The organism is Martinezella tropici (genome assembly GCF_003287875.1).
GTDB lineage: Bacteria > Pseudomonadota > Alphaproteobacteria > Rhizobiales > Rhizobiaceae > Rhizobium > Rhizobium tropici_C.
On sequence record NZ_QMKK01000056.1, the window covers coordinates 68963 to 86285 of the forward strand.

Below are 17323 nucleotides of genomic sequence, written 5' to 3' on the forward strand. Positions count from 1 at the left end.
GAATTTCAGCAATATAGCACATGTCTGCCATGGAATATGTCGGGTGTCGGTTAGGATCGAGCAGACAGAGCATACAAAACTGGAATGTACCGACCTATGGCTTCGCGCGAAGCTGGAAGTTAAGCTTACTGAGCTTGCGATTCGCTAAACTTGCGAAGCTGACATTAATGAGGAGCGAGCCCAGTTGAGCAGAGAACGTTCCGAAATGCGCAATTTAGCACACCGGCTATACCGAGATCACAAGAAGATGCTGGATCTCATCCCCAAGCATAACCCGGCTCCGGATTTTGGGTTTGTAGTCTATCGACTATTTGGTGACAGCCCCACACGGGGGAAATCGGCCAAGGTTGGCGACGGTGAGCTCGTATATTCGGGATTTGCGAAAAACGGTGTGAGCTTCCTGCCTGCCAATTGGCGCAAGGAGCTGGATAGAATCGGCGTCACATGGCGGGGTTGCGAGAATTGGTGGCTGGGCTATCCGTTTATCTCTTTGATGGAATTGAAGGTAGCCGATGACGGCACCAAAGGGAACCTCAAGCTCAATGCAGAAGTCGGCCCTATCTCAAATCATAAAGTCCGGAAAGGTATCATCTCGGCGATCACTGCGGCGGCACGTGAAAAAAACTTTGATCGTCTCCTATTCCCGGTCGGCGCCTCGGACAAAGGGCGCCTCTACTCACGTTTTCTGCGCAAGAATTCCATCGCTGTAAACGACATTTATGACACGGACGAAATGGGAACAAAATTCATGCAGCTTATTGCTGACTTCGGGCCGGAATTCGAATTGGTTGCAAGTGTTATACCGGAGTTCTTTCGCTTGGGCGAGCTATGATAGTCGTGTGAAAGGAAGCTACGCAGAACAATCCGATAGAACATAGAGAATTGTTCATCGACATTAATAGATGATATCGTTGCAGTTAGCTTTTTGTTAACCAATCCAAGTGCAAAACGTTAATGAAAGTGCTCTGCCTGGTTGCATAGGAAAATCTCCGCAGAGAAGCCCTAAACCGTCGAGTTTACTCGCTTTTTTAGGGCGACGGTCTCGCCATTATGGCGAGCACCCCCGTGGTTAACCGTTAAAGTGTTCCCACCCCTATCCTCTTTCTGCCGGGCCGATCATGACGTCCGGGAGCTAGCCTATACTCAGGGAGCTTTTAACATGACCAGCATTTTAACCAATACTGCGGCAATGGCCGCCCTTCAAACCCTTCGCACCGTAAACTCAGGCCTTGAGCAAACACAGCAACAGGTCAGCTCTGGTTTAAGGATTGGAAAAGCCGCTGATAATGCTGCCTATTGGTCGATAGCAACCACGATGCGCTCGGATAGATCGGCAGTTTCCGCCGTTTCAGATGCTATAGGCCTTGGACAAGCAAAAGCCGATACCGCCTATAGCGGGCTCAATGCGGTTAGCGATATTCTTTCCCAATTCAAGGAGAAGCTCGTCGCCGCGACCGAAACCAGCGTCGACAAAGACAAAATCCAGCAGGAATTGGATCAATATAAACAACAGATTCTCGGGATCGCGCAGTCCAGCTCCTTCAATGGCCAGAATTGGCTGTCCACAAATGTTGACGACATCTATGACGTCAGCGCCAATAGCGACACCGTCGCGTCCTCATTCGTCAGAAGCGCCAACGGCACGGTTTCCGTGAACTCGGCCAATATGCATTTGTCGGAAACGTCGCTGTTCAACAGCACGGGCGGCGGCATCTTGCAAAAGGACGGCCGCGATGCGGGATCGATCGGTGGTCTACGCTACTTGACCAGTTGGCAAAATGGCTCCGAGATCGAAACCGGCTGGAATCCCTATAATGCAAGCCAAGGGATGAAGGCGAGCTTCGACTTCACATTTTCAGGGCCATTGACCTTCAATGATCCATCAAAGCAGATCAGCTTCGACGTAACGGTAGACGCAGATAACCCGGCCGACGGCATTGATCCGCCCTATGCGGCCGGAAAGACCACAGCCGTTACAATCGACAGGTCGACAATCGATGCAGTGAACGCCTCGTGGAATGGGGTGATCTCTACCTATACGCAATATCAGCAAGTGTTGAATTATGCGCTTTCGCAGGCCAGCACCGGGGCCGCTGCCACGACGTATGTTGACGTAAACAATCAGCCGATCATCAATCGCGTTGGCATCTATACACAGCAGGATCGCTCGACCGGGCTGACCGGATCTTATGTTGAAGTCAGCAACTTCGCCAGTAACGTTGGCTCCAGCGGGCTTGGGAATGCGTCGGACTACGGTTCACGTGGATCGAAGTTGACGCTGAATTTTACACCGTTTCAGGATTACAAGGATGGTGACAATCCGAACGGCATCACAATCAGCTTCTATTTTTCGATCAACGGCGCTGCCCCGAAAACTTACACCTTCAATCGTACTTATGTGAACGACTTGCTTGGCGTCGAAAATGGAAAGGTCGAGACGTCCGAGCAAATGGCGACGCTTCTCCGGTCGCTGATGTCGGCCGATTGGCCAACTCTGAAGATCGACGCAAACAGCTCGTCATCTGTTGTTGTTCAATCAGACCCGGCGCTCGATCGTTTATCCGGTGCCGGTACGAGCGTCTCGTTCTCCAATTTCTACGTCAGCAACGAACCACTGCCCACGATCGATTTCATGGATATCGATATCGTCAAGAATCCAGGCAGCATCAAAGATTACCTCGACTATATCGAAACTGTCAGTCAGCGTGTAACTGCGGGAGCTTCACAGGTCGGCAGCTTACAAAAGCGGCTGGACCATCAATTGAGCTTCGCCAACGACATGATGGACAGCATCGATAAAGGCGTAGGTCGTCTGGTGGATACCGATATGGAACAGGCGTCTGCCAAGCTTGCAGCACAGCGGACGCAACAGCAGCTCGCGGTGCAGGCGCTTTCGATCGCAAACTCCAGCGCTCAGGACATCATGCAGTTATTTCGGCAATAGTTGACGGGTTCCGCTAGCGCGCGGCTAAACGGTATTGATCTCTGAACTCATTCTTTACTCGCCCCGCTGGATACCTTGATCGACGCGGTAAACGCCGGCAAGAGTGCATATGCATTGCGCCAGATGGTCACCTGCCTGAGATGACTGCAGACTGATCCGACCCATACCCCGGAAACTAAAACGATGGTAATCGCCCACTCTCTACAAACGGTGTAACGATGTTCACAATCTTACGTGTATTTCTGCTAAGCAATATCGATCATTTTCCCGTGAAGTGAGTTCAGTGACTCATACCGTTCTTTTCAAATCCAGTTTCTTGCCCACCCTAATCGCCGCTGCAATCGCTACTTCTTCCCCCGCACTAGCCCTGGACAAGGTGCGGTTCGGTACCGATTGGCTCGCGGAGGCCGACCACGGCGGCTTCTATGAAGCGGTCGTCGATGGCACTTTCGCCAAATACGGTCTTGATGTTGAAATTGTCCAAGGCGGACCGAGTGTACAAAATCGCGCCATGCTTCTTGCTGGCAAACTCGATTTCTATCTTGGCACCCAGCAGGAACAGCTTGTCGGACAGGAGCAAGGCATTCCGTTGGTCGATGTCGCGGCGATCTATCAAAAAAACGCCCAGATCATCTTGGCTCATCCAGTCACGGGCAATGATAAATTTGAAGATCTTGCCAAACTACAGACTATCTTCATGACGCAGGGTGGCTTTGGCACCTACTTCGAATGGATGAAGGCTAACTTCAAGGGCTTCCACGACGAGCAGTTCCGCCCGTATAATTTCAGTCCTGCCCCATTCCTTGCAGATAAAAATTCCGCGCAGCAGGGCCTCGTGACCTCAGAGCCTTATGCGATCAAGACGAAGACCGGAATTGATCCTAAGGTATTTCTACTTGCCGACGCCGGTTATACTCCTTACGCGACGATGATAACCGTGCAGCGCCAGCTGATCGACACCAATCCTGATCTTGTCAAACGCTTTGTCGATGCCTCAATAGAGGGTTGGTACAACTATCTGTACAGCGACAATTCCGCCGCAAACGCGCTGATCAAGAAACAAAACCCCGACATGACCGATGGCCAGATCGACTATGCTATCGACAAGCTCAGGGAATATGGCATCGTCGATAGTGGTGATGCCCTAGACAAGGGTATTGGCTGCTTGACAGCTGAACGCTACACCCAGTTTGCAAAGACACTGGTCAGCCTAAAACTTCTGATGCCCGATACAGATGTCTCCAAAGCTTTCGATACCCGATTTTCGTGCAAGGGCGTCGGATTGTCGCTGAAGAAATCCTAGATCACTGGAAACGCTCTGCCGAAACATTAGGTGTTATTACCTACATGTTAAATAAGAAGCCAAGAGGAAGACCATGATCTGGGAAACCGGCGTTATCCCGGCGTCTCTGTCGCTACAGGCTCGTTCCTTTCTGAACACTGTCGACAGGATTGATCAAGACCAATAGGCCTCCAGTTTCTCAATGACCATACAGCGGATCGCGCCGAAGCTTGCGCAAGCGCTGTCGCCGTTCCCCGGCGACGTCATCGGAAAATATGGAGAAATAGCCACTATTCGGGAAGCTCGTGGTCCTGGAACGTATTGCTTCCGATCTCGCGATTGATGGTCGAACGATGGTGTCCGAGTTGGCGAGCCATCACATCGGCCTCGCGCTTTACAAGATAATGACCTGAGCGGATTGCCGGCCGCCCGCTGTTGGACAACCCGCGAAACAGCGTGTTTCTAGGGAGTCCTCGGATATCGCAACGAACCAATAAGGTGAAGTTGCAATGGCCGAACTCGCGCTCAAAGGTCAAACCCCTCGCAGAATCTCCTCCTATTGCTGCCGCGGATAAAAAGCACCTCGTCATAAATCGATATCCAGGTTGACAATATCGATCAAGTTCGTCTTTACTATAAAAAATGATGTATAGAAATCGCATAGCGATATTGGAAGCCCGATGTACGATCCCCTCGTCCATGCCTACCCTAACCAGTCTCAACCAGATCCGAACTCCTTCTGGCTGGCTCACAGTGGCGAGCAACCGTCTGATGATGGAGTGTTGACTGGTGATCGGGATGTCGATGTTGCGATCATCGGTGGCGGGTACACCGGGTTGTCGGCGGCCCTATCGCTCGCGCGTGACCACGGGGTGAGGGCCACTGTACTTGAGGCACGCAGTTCCGCTTGGGGCTGCAGTGGCCGAAACGGTAGTTTTGTGCGCATCTCCGGCGGTCGGGTGCCCTGGTCGACTTTTGTTAAGACCTATGGGGAGCATGAGGCACGCGCTTTTTTCAACGAACTCCGGCAAGGGCTCGATACGGTCCGCGATCTAATTGAGCGGGGCTCAATCGAATGTGAACGCCAATCTGACGGCGTTTACAAGGTTGCGGCATATAAAACCCATGTAGAAGCCCTTCAGCGTGAGGAACGCCTTTACAACAACATTCTTCGCTATCCGGCGAAGTTCGTTTCAAGCCAGGACCTTCAGGGTATCCATAGGGGACCGGAAAGTCATGGCGCGCTGTATCTCCCAGACGGGTTCTCCGTAAACCCGCTTTTGTTGGCGCGAGGCCTTCACCAGATGGCGCGAGAGGCGGGTGCCATCATCCACACTGGCTCACCAGTTACGGGATGGAGAACCGAAGGTAATTCTCACGTGCTGGTTACGCCACAAGGAACCGTGCGCGCGAAGAACGTAATCGTAGCCACAAACGGGTACACATCATCGCAGCTGCACTGCCGCCTCGCGGGGCGTGTCCTACCCGTACACTCTCAGATCATAGTCACGGAGCCAATGAGCGAAGCTCAGGTGGCCGAGAGCCTGCCGTCTGACAAGTGCTTTTTCGATACACGCAACCTCCTGTTCTATTACCGCCGTCTTCCAGACAACCGCATCATGTTTGGTGGCCGAAGCGCGATCACAGGGCAGGATGCAGAAGCGCCCCGGCACCAGGACTATCTCTACCAGGCCCTGCAGCGGAAGTTTCCCAGCTTGAATGGCGTTGGCGTGGGCTATTGGTGGGGAGGGTGGGTGGCGGTAACCCGGAATTCCCTGCCGTATTGCTACCAGGTTCCGGGGTTGACGAACGTGTTTACATCAGGCGGCTGCGCGGGTAGTGGCGTCTCGCTATCCATCCATCTTGGCACGAAGCTCGCGCTGATGGCCGCAGGAAAGCCCTTTATCACCGACGCATCAATCCTCAAACGCCAGCCGGATCGCTATCCGCTTTCGTCGTTGATCCGCCTTGGACAGTGGATGGCTTACCGCTGGCTTCACGTAAAGGACGCTCGCGATGCGAAAAAGGCAGCCTAGCGTGGCACCGGCACCGGACTCTGAGATCAGTGATGTATTTCGCGCCTCAACGCCGGAGCGAGGCATGTTATGACGGCGGCCCCAGCAACAGTTTCGCGAACAGGTCCCATGGCAGACGCAGAAGACTCTCCACTTTTTGTAACCGCGTTGGCCAAAGGCCTCTCGGTCCTCTCGACGTTCACAGCCTCCAGATCGGTCATGAACCTTCTTGAGATCGCTGAGGCAACAGGGCTGAACAAGAGCACGGTCCAACGGTCCGTTTTCACCCTTGAGAGCATTGGTTACCTGACCAAGGACGTAAGCTCAAAAGGATATCGTCTAACGGCAAAGTCGTTGGAAATCGGCTCGAATTATCTGCAAACAAGCGAGCTGATCGATAGGGCAACGCCCTATCTTCACGAGCTTAACAGACAAAGCCAAGAAAGCTGTAACCTACTCGAGCCATACGGCACGGAGATGGTCTATGTTTCGAGGTTCGCCAGCCACAAGCAGATCTCAATCCATGTGCCAATTGGCCAAAGGCTGCCGATGTTCTGCACAGCGGCAGGCCGGGCATATCTCGCAGCCCTGCCCCAAGACGAGGCCGAGGCGTGTATACGCGGTTCCAAGCTCACAGCCTATACGCCGAACACGGTTACGGATCCGGATGAACTGCTTGCGCTCTTGAAGCGCGTAAGAACTGACGGATTCGCGTTCTCAAACGAGGAATACTACGTCGGCGACATCGCTATCGGTGCTTGCATCGTCAACGCCGAAGGCAAACCACTCGGCTCCATCAACATCTCCGTGCCGTTTAGCCGATGGCGTATCGAACAGGTCTTCTCCGAGCTGGGGCCCCAGATCGTGAACGCCGCTCGTGCCATCTCGACTGCAGCTCGCGGATTGAAGCCAGGCTCCGCAGGGAGAACATCCATCAACGCCAAACTTTAGAACCGACGGGAGTCATTATGACGATTCAACGCTTCGAACCGAACGGAAAACGCCTGAGCCACGTACTCGTGCACAACGGAATTGCGTACGTTACTGGCCAGGTGCCTGCGGATCGCACTCAGGATGTGGCTGGGCAAACCTCCCAAATTCTCGAACGCATCGACCACCTTCTTGCTACCGCAGGGACCGACAAGTCCAAGATCCTGTTCGCGCAGATATGGCTGAAGCATGCTGTCTCGGACTTCCCTTCCATGAATGCCGTTTGGGAGGATTGGATTCCGGAAGACGCACTGCCGGCGCGTGCAACCGTAGAGGCAAACCTGGCAGCCGAGAACATTCTGGTCGAGATCGCACTTCAGGCCGCGGTTTGAACGTCAATTCGTCACGCATTACCAAACCAAAAAAAGGGGAACTAACATGCGCAAATTGCTTTTGGTCACTGCTGTGGTTGCGGCGCTCACCACGTCAGCCGTATTTGCTGCCGAGACCACGCTCACCGTGTCCAGCTACGGTGGGGTCTACCAGGAAGCTCAATCGAAGTCCTATTTCAAGCCCTATATGGAGAGGAATCCGGGCATCAAGATTGTCGAAGATACGTCGTCGAGCAACGCGAAGCTTAAGGCGATGGTCGAGACTGGCAACGTCACGCTGGACCTACTCCTGACGGACGATAGCTTCGGGCTCGAGACCGATGCCCAGTGGCTCGAACCGATTGATTATTCCATCATTGACCGCTCTAAATTCATCGACGGTGCTGCAGGCAAGTACCGGGTGGCTTCGGATATCGAAGGCACCGTGCTAGCTTACAATGACAAGGAATTCGGTGGCAAGGCACCCAAAGGCTTTGCGGATTTCTTCGATACGAAGAAGTTCCCGGGATCACGTGCCGTGTGGAAATACGCCGCATCCGGAATCTTCGAAGCAGCCCTTCTCGCGGATGGCGTGAAGCCTCAGGATCTCTACCCGATCGACGTGGAAAGAGCACTCAAGAAGCTGGACACTATCAAGGAAGATATTGTCTGGTGGGACAGTGGCTCCCAGTCTGAGCAGCTTCTTTCAAGCGGTGAAGCCACATTGGGACTCGTATGGGTTGGGCGCGCGGTCAGCGTAAGTGAGAAGGGCATCAAGATCGACTGGACAAATTGGACCTCACAGACCGGGTACTGGGTAGTCCCCAAAGGTACCAAGAACAAGGACGCGGTCATGAAGGCTATCAATTTCTTTACCGAACCCGAACAGCAGATCGCCTTCACCAAGTACATGCCTTACGGCCCCTCCAACAAGAAGGCCGTCGATGCGGTAGATCCTAAATTCAAGGGTAACCTCCCGACGGATCATCTGGGTACACGGGTCCTTATGAACGCCGAATGGTGGGCCCAGAACGGAGCGAAGGTGGACCTTCGCTTCCAGGAATGGCTGCTGCAGTAGGCCTATCTGAGCAAAGGCCCGTTTCGTATGCGGGGCGGGCCGCAAATTTCAACGCTCATCGGTGACGAGATGTCCACGACCTTCAACGACGAATTCGGCGATCGCCCGCGTGCGACGTTCGCGCGAAGCTTTCGCCCAGCGCCTTGGATCGGGCTACTGGTGCCATCGGCAATCTTCCTCAGCTTGTTTTTCATCTTCCCGCTGCTCAAGCTGATCGCGATCTCGCTTCCAAATGGTAGTACAGAATTTTATCGGCAGATCTTTACAACGCCATTGTTTCTGCGCGTCATCGGTGAGACGTTCCGGGTATCGTTCATTGTTATGATCGTCACTGTCGTTGTGGCATATCCGTACGCTTATGCGATGGCCCATGGCGGTCGAAAAGTTCTCCTACTGCTGTCGATCGCACTGCTCATTCCATTCTGGGTCAGCCTTCTTCTGCGCAGTTTCTCTTGGATTATTCTGCTGCAGAACAGCGGCTTGATTAACGAGATACTGCTAGCGACAGGGCTCACAGATCGACCGCTTCGGCTGATCCGCACGCCGGTCGGCGTGGCCGTCGGTATGGTGCATATCTTGCTGCCCTACGCGGTGCTTCCCTTGTATACCGTGATGAAGAAAATTGATCTTCGGCTTCTTGAAGCGTCAGCGATTTGCGGAGCCAACTGGCTTCGTGGTTTTTTGAGAATCTACCTACCGCTTTCTTTGCCGGGCATTGCTGCCGCAGCGATCCTCGCCTTCACGCTTTCGCTGGGCTTCTATATCACCCCGTCCCTGCTAGGCAGCCCTCGTGACATAATGATTGCGCAGCTGATAGCCGGGCAGTTCACCGAGCAGCTCAACTTCGGCCTCGGCGCAGCTTTGGCAATCGTGCTCATGATCCTGACGGCTGTGGCGTTCGGCATATTTGGTGTGGCCAGAACTTGGCTACAGAGCCGCAACGGTGCGGGGAGAGCATGACGATGAATCGTCTTCGTAGTCTCCTGTTTTGGCTGGTCGTCGTTTTGATCGCGCTGTTCCTATTGCTTCCCACGCTGGTCATCGTTCCGATGTCTTTCACGACGACCGCGACGCTGGAGTTTCCTCCGGTCGGCTTTACGCTCGACTGGTATGGGAAAGTCTTGGGCTCGCCTGACTGGCAGAATGCCTTGATCAACAGCCTCATTATAGCGGTAGCAGCTTCAATCCTCGCCACCGTCCTCGGCACCTCCGCCGCGGTCGCCATCAACGCGCATCGCTTTCCGGGCAAGACACTGATTATGGGACTTCTACTCAGCCCAATGGTGACGCCAGTTATCGTTCTTGCGGTTGGGATGTACATGGTGTTTTCCGGTTGGGGTCTGGTAGCCACGCACATCGGTCTCGTGCTCGCGCACACCGTCCTTGCGATCCCCTTCGTTGTGGTTTCCGTCATGGCCAGCCTGCGCATGGTGAACCCATCTCTTGTACCCGCAAGTCTGGGTCTAGGCGCCGGCCACTGGTTCACATTTGGAAGAGTGACGCTGCCCCTGATATTCCCAGGGGTGGTTTCTGGCGCCGTCTTCGCATTCATAACATCTTGGGACGAGGTCGTAGTTGCGCTGTTCCTCGCCGATGTTCAGACCCGCACTGTTCCCATCATGATCTGGAACCAAGTTCGAACCAATCTCGATCCGGCCACGGCCGCAGTTGCGGCGATCTTGATCGTTCTGTCTGCGGCCGGTGTGCTCGTTTCCAACAAATCCAGGGAATTACGATAATGAATGCCGCTCAGGAGACCTCCATCGGAACGGCCATGAAGCTTGAAGGTGTATCCAAGCTATACGGCCCTGTCAAAGCACTGGACAATATCTCGTTCGAGCTGCGGAAGGGCGAGTTCCTGACGATGCTTGGCCCGTCTGGCTCCGGCAAGACAACATCATTGCGTGCCATCGCCGGCTTCATCCAGCCTACTTCCGGAAAGCTTCTTATCGACGGACGAGACATGACACGTGTCCCGCCCCAGAAGCGCAATATCGGAATGATGTTTCAAGACTACGCTCTCTTTCCTCATATGACGGTGCTGGAAAACATTGGTTACCCCCTGGAGACGCGAGGCGTGAAGCGCGAAGAACGGCAGAGGCGAGTGATGGAGATGCTTGAGGTTGTCGGCTTGGCCCATTGCGCATCACGGTACCCAAAGGAAATGTCCGGCGGCCAGCAGCAGCGTGTTGCATTGGCTAGGGCCCTGGTGTTCAAGCCCGACATCGTCCTTCTTGATGAACCGATGGCCGCACTCGACAAAAAGTTGCGTGGCCAGATGCAGATCGAGATTATGCATATTACCAGGCAGGTAGGTGCGACCGTGGTGTCCGTCACCCACGACCAAGAGGAGGCCTTAGTAATGAGCGATCGCATCGCCATCTTCAAAGAAGGTCGCCTTGAACAGATTGGAACGCCACGCGAACTCTACCAGAAGCCCCGCTCAGAATTCGTCGCGGACTTCATAGGAGAGGCCAACCTGCTGCATGGAGTGACGCGGTCCGATGATCACGGCGTCGTAGTAGAAGGCTGTAGCTGGAAAGCTAGCCTTCCAAAGGCTGACCCGCGTGTTCAGGCGATTTCGAATGGACGGAAAGCATGTGTAGTCCTGCGTCCAGAACGGATCGAGCCAAGCGCTGCGGTTCATCAAGGCGGGAACGGCGGCCAAGGTATCATCGAAGACAAGATCTATCTTGGAGTGGAATACCGCTTGGTCGTCCGCATGCGTGATGGAAGCAAGGTGAACCTCCGAAGCCGCGATGTTACTTCTGTTGAGGCAATGAATGCTGGCGATCGGATAGGCATTTCCTGGTCGCCGTCCGACATCGTCATCCTGGGCGACTGAAGACGGGGGCAGAGTTGGTCGATAACACCATACATGAAAAGTCAGGCAATGCGTTCCGCTGGAACGACATGCGAATTGAATTCTCTCCCGGCGATACGGTAGCGGCCGCCTTGTGGCGCGCTGGTATGACGACGCTCGCCAGATCGCGTAAGTTGCATCGTCACCTAGGATATAGTGGATCCTTTACGACGGGCGTTCTCGCCCGAGTAGACGGCCGGCCGAATGTCAGGCTCGACACCACGATCGCAAAAGCGAACATGATGGTGGAGACGCAGAACACCTGGCCTTCCGCCCGTTTTGATCTGCTCGGCCTGGCACAGCTTCTTCCGTCGCGTATGGTCTACGGTGGGTTCGAGCACGGTGGTTGGATGCCGCGCAGCGGCGTTGGTTACCGAATCGCCGAACGGATCATGGCCAATCTCGCGGGAGTGGCGCGCCCCGCTGACAAAGATCTCCGTTCTCAAGCTATAGCTGGCGATCGCGTCGCTCTTGATTGCCTCGTCGTCGGAGGCGGTCCTGCGGGAATAGCCGAAGCCAACCGGCGTGCTCTTCTAGGCAAGGACGTTGCCCTCGTAACCCGAGGCGGAGCATTGGCCCGTTCCGCAAGCGCTATGGGAAAATCGACGGAAGCGGTTCACGAACGAGTCCGCGTTTTCAGTGGGATGGAGCTTTTCGGGGTGTACCGCGACGGAAATCTCATGGTCGGAGCACCACATGACCACGAGACCGGTGCGGTTATCTTCGAACCAGGCGAGGCGGTGTTCGCCACGGGGCGGAGATCGATCCCGCCGCTCGTAAAGGGAAATCATCTGCCAGGCGTCATAGACGCTGCAGCAGCGCTGCAACTGATGGCGGTTCAAGGGGTGAATATAGGACAGAAAGTTGCCGTTTTGGGAACGGGTGCCGAAACTGCGCTCGCTGAGCGACTGCGCGCGCTCGACGTGAATGTTGTCCATGTGGGGCGCGTCGAGCAGCTCGTTGAAATTGCTGGACGCCGACGTGTCACGTCGATAGGCGTGCCGCACAGAGTTCAATGCGACACTTTGGTTCATGCGGGTCCATGGCGGACTGATCCCAGCCTTGGGTTCCAAGCCTCCGCCGATGGCCTCTTCCAGATGCAAGCTCGACCTTTGCCGGCTCGCATTCAGGTAGTCGGTGCAGCAGCCCTCGGCGACGAACCGATCCCTGTGCATGGAGATATCCACCAAGACACGCTCGTCTGCCCATGCATGGATGTCACCGCAGGAGAACTTTTCTGCCACGTCGACGCGGGCGAGACAGATCCGGAAGTTCTCAAAAGGCTTACATCTTGCGGCATGGGCACGTGCCAAGGATTCCCGTGCTGGGAAAACATGATCGCGCTGCTTGCCGCTCGCCTTAGGCGCGAGCCGCGTGATTTTGACAGACCTACTCACCGCCCTCCGAGACGGTCGATTACTGTGGCACAGGCAGCGGGCCTTGCCGGGCTTGTGGAGCCGGACAGATGACGAAGCCTTTACCTAAGCGGGCCTCCGTGATCATCATAGGCGGGGGCATTCAAGGTCTGTCCGTGGCGTTCAATCTGATAGAAAAGGGAGAACGCGACATCCTCGTCTTGGACGCTGGGTACTGGCAGGGCGGCGCATCGGGTCGCAACGGAACGCTCATCCGACCAGGCTTCGCATCCCTTGCCTGGACCGAGCTTTTCGTCCTGACTGTCAACGAGTGGAAGACGTGGTCGAAACGGCTAGGCGAGAATGTCATGTTTACGCAGCGCGGCTATTCCGTTGTCTCAGAACAGGAAAAGAGCGAGGCGATGCTCCTTGAGGGCCTGAAGGTCCAGAAGAGACTCGGCGTTAACAGCCGAATGCTCACTCGCCGCGAGATCGATGATATGCTTCCCGCGATCAATAAGTCGCGTGTTCGGGCAGTACAACACCAGCCGGACGGCGGGGTAGCGCCGCATCATGCGGTCATGAAGGCATTGTTTTCGTTCTGTGAACGAAACGGCGCAGATATCCGCTATCGCACTCGGATCACCGGTGTCGAGCGCACTGGCGAGCGTGTTTCGGGAGTGTGGGTGGGCGACGAGCTGGTCCAAGCGGGCTGCATCGTATCTTGCGCCGGTCCCAATAACCCGGATATCGCAGCCATGGCGAGTGTTGGGATCAACGGGTTCGGCATGCGCATCGAGGCGATGGCTCTCGAACCGACACGACCGCTCATCAAACCCGCAATCGCTCTGATCGATAGCCTTGCGTATTTCCATCAAACGTCGCGAGGTGAGGTTGTTGGTGGGACTGAGGTGCCGGAACGACCGCGCATGTCGTTACAAGTTGACTTCCCAGTCATGGCCAACATGGCCAAGGTATACCTGGAGATGTTTCCGCAGCTCGGCGAAGTTCGCATTCTTCGCCATTGGGCCGGGCAACTTCACGCCTCGTCCGACTATGCACCCTTATTGGGCGAGCACCCCGCCGTCAGGGACCTATGGTTCTCGGCTGGTTGGTCCTACGGCTTCGCTGGTGCTCCCGCGGCCGGAAAGCTCATCGCCGAAGGAATAATTAAAGGTCATATCGACCATCGAATGAAACCGTTTGCTCTCGACCGCTTCGAAAAGACCGGACCCATTGTCGAGGGCGGCATAGTCTTGGCCTGACGCCACCCACCGGGCGGAGTTCAGCTCCGCGAACATGAAAGGATTGCCCCGATGTCCCACTATGAACAATTCTATATCGACGGCGAGTGGATAGCGCCTGTAAACACCATGACTATGGATGTTGTTAATCCTGCTACCGAAGAGCCCTTCGCCCGCATTGGAAGCGGGTCCGCTGCTGACGTCGACAATGCCGTCGCCGCCGCCAAGAGAGCGTTCGAAAGTTTTTCTGTCACAACGCAGGCCGAGCGCCTCGCTCTGCTCAAGAAGATACTCGAGGTCTACAATGAGCGCTTCGAGGACATCGCGCAGGCGGTCTCCGCCGAGATGGGCGCACCCATTGCTTTCGCTCGAGACGCCCAGGCCTGGTCTGGTCGCGGTCACCTGCAATCGACGATCAAAGCGCTCGAAGGATACGAGTTCAGCGAGAAGCGGGGCACGACTATGGTTGTGAAGGAGCCTATCGGCGTCTGCGCGCTCATAACGCCTTGGAACTGGCCGCTCAACCAGATCGTTTGCAAGGTGGCGCCTGCCATCGCCGCAGGGTGCACGGTTGTTCTTAAGCCTTCTGAAGTTGCTCCCATCTCCGGCTTGATCTTCGCGGAGGTCATGCACGCTGCTGGCGTGCCGAAAGGCGTCTTCAATCTTGTCAACGGTACCGGACCTGAGGTTGGTCAAATCATGGCCGGGCACCCTGACGTTGACATGGTGTCGTTTACCGGCTCGACGCGGGCAGGCATCATCGTTGCAAAGACCGCCGCGGATACTGTCAAGCGCGTCGCCCAAGAGCTCGGTGGGAAATCCGCCAACATTATTCTCCCTGACGCCGATCTCGAAACGGCAGTCACCAAAGGTGTGGATGGATGCTTCAGCAACACCGGACAGTCGTGCGACGCTCCAACGCGGATGCTTGTGCCGAAGGCGAGGCACGACGAGGCATTGAAAATCGCGAAGACCGCAGCTGAAGCTTTCAGAACTGGGGATCCAAATGCTGAAAATACGAAGCTTGGTCCTGTCGTCAGCCAGTTGCAGTTCGACAAGATCCAGCGCCTGATCGAGACGGGTATCAAAGAGGGCGCAACTCTCGTTACCGGGGGACCTGGGCGTCCGGAAGGGTTGAACCGCGGCTACTACATACGTCCGACAGTGTTCGGAAATGTAACGCCGGACATGACAATTGCGCGCGAGGAAATTTTCGGGCCTGTGTTGTCGATCATTTCCTATGAAGACGAGGAGGATGCAGTTCGCATTGCTAACGATACAGTCTATGGTCTCGCTGCCTATGTGCAGTCGTCAAGCATCGAAAACGCCCGTAGGATTGCATCTCGTATGCGCGCAGGATCGGTCTACATCAACTATCCGGCATGGGACACCATGGCTTCTTTTGGCGGTTACAAGCAGTCAGGGAATGGACGCGAGTACGCCGACTTTGGAATTCACGACTTCCTGGAGGTGAAGAGCATCGTGGGTTACGGCGACTGAAAGTCAGTCCATGGAACCAAAACTCAAGCCTTATCCCGTAGGAGCATGGCGCTCCTGCGGGGGCACCCATGCCATCGCGACCGCTACCAAACCGCTTCATCCGCTGGAGAGGCCTGATCACGAACAACGCATTACTCGCCACCCGCCGTTCAGATGCCATTTCGAGAGTCTTCTAGCGACCTCACTCTGCCACTGCGCTGGCCGCTACTCACCCCAGTCTGCCCTGGTGCCTTGCCTGAAAACAATCGATGGTCGATCCCATCGATGCAATGAAAATTCAACGTATTCGGCATTGCAAACCAGCCGAGGACGCACCTTAAGTGACCCTTTGAGGTCGATGATAGTACTGTCAATCGCCGGGCTCTGGCCCAAGGGTGGCCATCGCCTGATCTCTGGGCTAACGCAGAAGTTCCATAATTCCGATTACCACACCGAAGCCGGCGCGATGGTACATTCTATTTCCAAGTGCGACATGCCAATGATTTCAATGGCTTCACTTTGGAGATTTTTGCATGTCCCGATGCTATACGCAGATCACCCTTGCCGATCGCCGGCGCCTTCATCATCTGGTTGCGGCAAAGGTTCCGGTCAACGAAATGGCGCGTCAGCTTGGCCGTCATCGCTCGACCATTTACCGCGAGATCAAGCGCAACACGTTTCATGACCGTGAGCTGTCAGACTATGACGGCTACTACAGCACGGTTGCTCACGACATCTCCAGAGACCGTCGACGCCGATTGAGAAAGCTGCGGCGCCATCCGAACTTACGCACGGAGATCATCAACCAGTTGGAGGCACGCTGGTCTCCCGAGCAGATCGCCGGGCGTCTGTTGTTGGACGGGCACAGCCCCGTCCGCGTCTGTAAAGAGACTATCTATCGCTTCATCTACAGTAAGGAAGATTATAGGTTGGGCCTCTATCAGTATCTACCGGAAGCGCGCCGCAAACGTCGTCCACTGCGCTCCAGGAAGCCGCGCGACGGTGTCTTTCCAGCCTCGCACCGCATATCCCAACGTCCTGATTTTATTGGAAATAGATCTCAGTTTGGGCATTGGGAAGGCGACCTTCTCATCTTCGAACGCCCACTCGGCCATGCCAATGTCACCACGCTCGTGGAGCGCAAGAGCCGCTACACCGCTCTCATAAAGAATCCAAGCCGGCATTCTCGCCCGATCATGGACAAGATCATCAGAGCGTTTTCTCCTTTGCCGGCCTTTGCGCGTCAGAGCTTCACCTTTGATCGGGGTACCGAGTTTGCTGGATTCAGGGCTTTGGAAGATGGGATCGGTGCACGCAGTTGGTTCTGCGATCCGAGTGCGCCATGGCAGAAAGGGGCGGTCGAGAACGCCAACAAGCGCATTCGCCGCTTCATGCCAGGCGATACGGATCTTGCAACCATCTCCCAGCAAGACCTCACTCGCCTTGCCCGCCACCTCAACGATCTGCCGCGAAAATGCCTCGGCTACAAAACGCCAGCCGAAGTGTTCATGGCGCATTTGCACGAAGAGGGCTGATCCCCTACCCTAAACGCCGGCATGATGCACTTCGGTGAGCTTCTCCAGATATGCATAATATGTCCGATATCTCAAGGAATTAGTTAAAAAGACGCAGCCGACGGTTCGGATCCCTTCATCAAGAGCATCACCCGCGAGCCTGCGCTCTTAAGAGTAGCCCGTTGTCATTGTCGCGGTGAATGGTAACATCGAGCTTGCGCACCCTTAAGGCACAGCAACTTACGGCT

General features: G+C 55.2%; 14 protein-coding genes and 1 pseudogene. 14 read left to right on the top strand and 1 reads right to left on the bottom strand.

The annotated features are described in order from the left end of the window. The first annotated feature begins 247 nt into the window (after positions 1 to 247). The 3 genes from DQ393_RS29660 (at position 248) to DQ393_RS29670 (ending at position 4247) form a co-directional block, all read left to right on the top strand. Positions 248 to 832 (top strand): hypothetical protein, encoded by a 585-nt coding sequence (locus tag DQ393_RS29660; protein ID WP_146758998.1) that lies wholly within the window; start codon positions 248 to 250, stop codon positions 830 to 832. A gap of 327 nt (positions 833 to 1159) precedes the next feature. Next, positions 1160 to 2944, top strand: a complete 1785-nt coding sequence (locus DQ393_RS29665; protein WP_112345290.1) for a flagellin — start codon at positions 1160 to 1162, stop codon at positions 2942 to 2944. Positions 2945 to 3227: 283 nt separating this feature from the next. Further along, positions 3228 to 4247 carry an ABC transporter substrate-binding protein gene (locus DQ393_RS29670; RefSeq protein ID WP_112345291.1) on the top strand — a complete coding sequence of 340 codons (1020 nt, stop codon included), beginning with the start codon at positions 3228 to 3230 and terminating at the stop codon, positions 4245 to 4247. 193 nt (positions 4248 to 4440) lie between these two features. On the opposite strand, the pseudogene DQ393_RS33960 reads toward DQ393_RS29670, so the two are convergent. Beyond that, positions 4441 to 4681: pseudogene (locus DQ393_RS33960) on the bottom strand (hypothetical protein); the annotation flags it as partial. A 225-nt stretch (positions 4682 to 4906) separates the two neighbouring features. Between DQ393_RS33960 and DQ393_RS29675 the strand changes: the two are divergent. The 11 genes from DQ393_RS29675 (at position 4907) to DQ393_RS29725 (ending at position 17096) form a co-directional block, all read left to right on the top strand. After that, positions 4907 to 6262 carry an NAD(P)/FAD-dependent oxidoreductase gene (locus tag DQ393_RS29675; RefSeq protein WP_112345292.1) on the top strand — a complete coding sequence of 452 codons (1356 nt, stop codon included), beginning with the start codon at positions 4907 to 4909 and terminating at the stop codon, positions 6260 to 6262. Positions 6263 to 6370: 108 nt separating this feature from the next. After that, positions 6371 to 7192, top strand: a complete 822-nt coding sequence (locus DQ393_RS29680) for an IclR family transcriptional regulator (protein ID WP_112345293.1) — start codon at positions 6371 to 6373, stop codon at positions 7190 to 7192. A 17-nt stretch (positions 7193 to 7209) separates the two neighbouring features. Next, a complete protein-coding gene (locus DQ393_RS29685) occupies positions 7210 to 7563 on the top strand; it encodes a RidA family protein (protein ID WP_112345294.1) in 354 nt (117 codons plus the stop codon). A 46-nt stretch (positions 7564 to 7609) separates the two neighbouring features. Next, a complete protein-coding gene (locus DQ393_RS29690) occupies positions 7610 to 8620 on the top strand; it encodes an ABC transporter substrate-binding protein (RefSeq protein WP_112345295.1) in 1011 nt (336 codons plus the stop codon). Positions 8621 to 8689: 69 nt separating this feature from the next. Then, entirely contained in the window at positions 8690 to 9580 is an 891-nt protein-coding gene (locus DQ393_RS29695) for an ABC transporter permease (RefSeq protein ID WP_146758999.1), read from the top strand. Then, positions 9577 to 10359, top strand: a complete 783-nt coding sequence (locus DQ393_RS29700) for an ABC transporter permease (RefSeq protein ID WP_181592440.1) — start codon at positions 9577 to 9579, stop codon at positions 10357 to 10359. Before DQ393_RS29695 ends, DQ393_RS29700 begins: the two co-directional genes overlap by 4 nt. Beyond that, on the top strand, positions 10359 to 11465 hold the full coding sequence (locus tag DQ393_RS29705) for an ABC transporter ATP-binding protein (protein ID WP_112345298.1): 1107 nt from the start codon (positions 10359 to 10361) through the stop codon (positions 11463 to 11465). Before DQ393_RS29700 ends, DQ393_RS29705 begins: the two co-directional genes overlap by 1 nt. 14 nt (positions 11466 to 11479) lie before the next feature. After that, entirely contained in the window at positions 11480 to 12952 is a 1473-nt protein-coding gene (locus DQ393_RS34355) for a 2Fe-2S iron-sulfur cluster-binding protein (protein ID WP_146759000.1), read from the top strand. Continuing rightward, positions 12949 to 14103, top strand: a complete 1155-nt coding sequence (locus DQ393_RS29715) for an NAD(P)/FAD-dependent oxidoreductase (protein ID WP_112345300.1) — start codon at positions 12949 to 12951, stop codon at positions 14101 to 14103. The genes DQ393_RS34355 and DQ393_RS29715 overlap by 4 nt, the downstream gene beginning before the upstream one ends. A 51-nt stretch (positions 14104 to 14154) precedes the next feature. After that, positions 14155 to 15582: an aldehyde dehydrogenase family protein gene (locus tag DQ393_RS29720; protein WP_112345301.1), complete on the top strand. Its 1428-nt coding sequence runs from the start codon at positions 14155 to 14157 to the stop codon at positions 15580 to 15582. Positions 15583 to 16094: 512 nt separating this feature from the next. Next, positions 16095 to 17096, top strand: a complete 1002-nt coding sequence (locus DQ393_RS29725; protein ID WP_112345302.1) for an IS30 family transposase — start codon at positions 16095 to 16097, stop codon at positions 17094 to 17096. Positions 17097 to 17323 lie beyond the last annotated feature (227 nt).

Excerpts from the sequence above, each read along its gene's own strand:
- DQ393_RS29675 (WP_112345292.1), top strand. The coding sequence starts at position 4,907 with ATGTACGATCCCCTCGTCCATGCCTACCCTAACCAGTCTCAACCAGAT.
- DQ393_RS29685 (WP_112345294.1), top strand. The coding sequence starts at position 7,210 with ATGACGATTCAACGCTTCGAACCGAACGGAAAACGCCTGAGCCACGTA.
- DQ393_RS29700 (WP_181592440.1), top strand. The coding sequence starts at position 9,577 with ATGACGATGAATCGTCTTCGTAGTCTCCTGTTTTGGCTGGTCGTCGTT.
- DQ393_RS29680 (WP_112345293.1), top strand. The coding sequence starts at position 6,371 with ATGGCAGACGCAGAAGACTCTCCACTTTTTGTAACCGCGTTGGCCAAA.
- DQ393_RS29715 (WP_112345300.1), top strand. The coding sequence starts at position 12,949 with ATGACGAAGCCTTTACCTAAGCGGGCCTCCGTGATCATCATAGGCGGG.
- DQ393_RS29720 (WP_112345301.1), top strand. The coding sequence starts at position 14,155 with ATGTCCCACTATGAACAATTCTATATCGACGGCGAGTGGATAGCGCCT.
- DQ393_RS29705 (WP_112345298.1), top strand. The coding sequence starts at position 10,359 with ATGAATGCCGCTCAGGAGACCTCCATCGGAACGGCCATGAAGCTTGAA.
- DQ393_RS29690 (WP_112345295.1), top strand. The coding sequence starts at position 7,610 with ATGCGCAAATTGCTTTTGGTCACTGCTGTGGTTGCGGCGCTCACCACG.
- DQ393_RS29665 (WP_112345290.1), top strand. The coding sequence starts at position 1,160 with ATGACCAGCATTTTAACCAATACTGCGGCAATGGCCGCCCTTCAAACC.
- DQ393_RS29695 (WP_146758999.1), top strand. The coding sequence starts at position 8,690 with ATGTCCACGACCTTCAACGACGAATTCGGCGATCGCCCGCGTGCGACG.
- DQ393_RS29725 (WP_112345302.1), top strand. The coding sequence starts at position 16,095 with ATGTCCCGATGCTATACGCAGATCACCCTTGCCGATCGCCGGCGCCTT.
- DQ393_RS29660 (WP_146758998.1), top strand. The coding sequence starts at position 248 with ATGCTGGATCTCATCCCCAAGCATAACCCGGCTCCGGATTTTGGGTTT.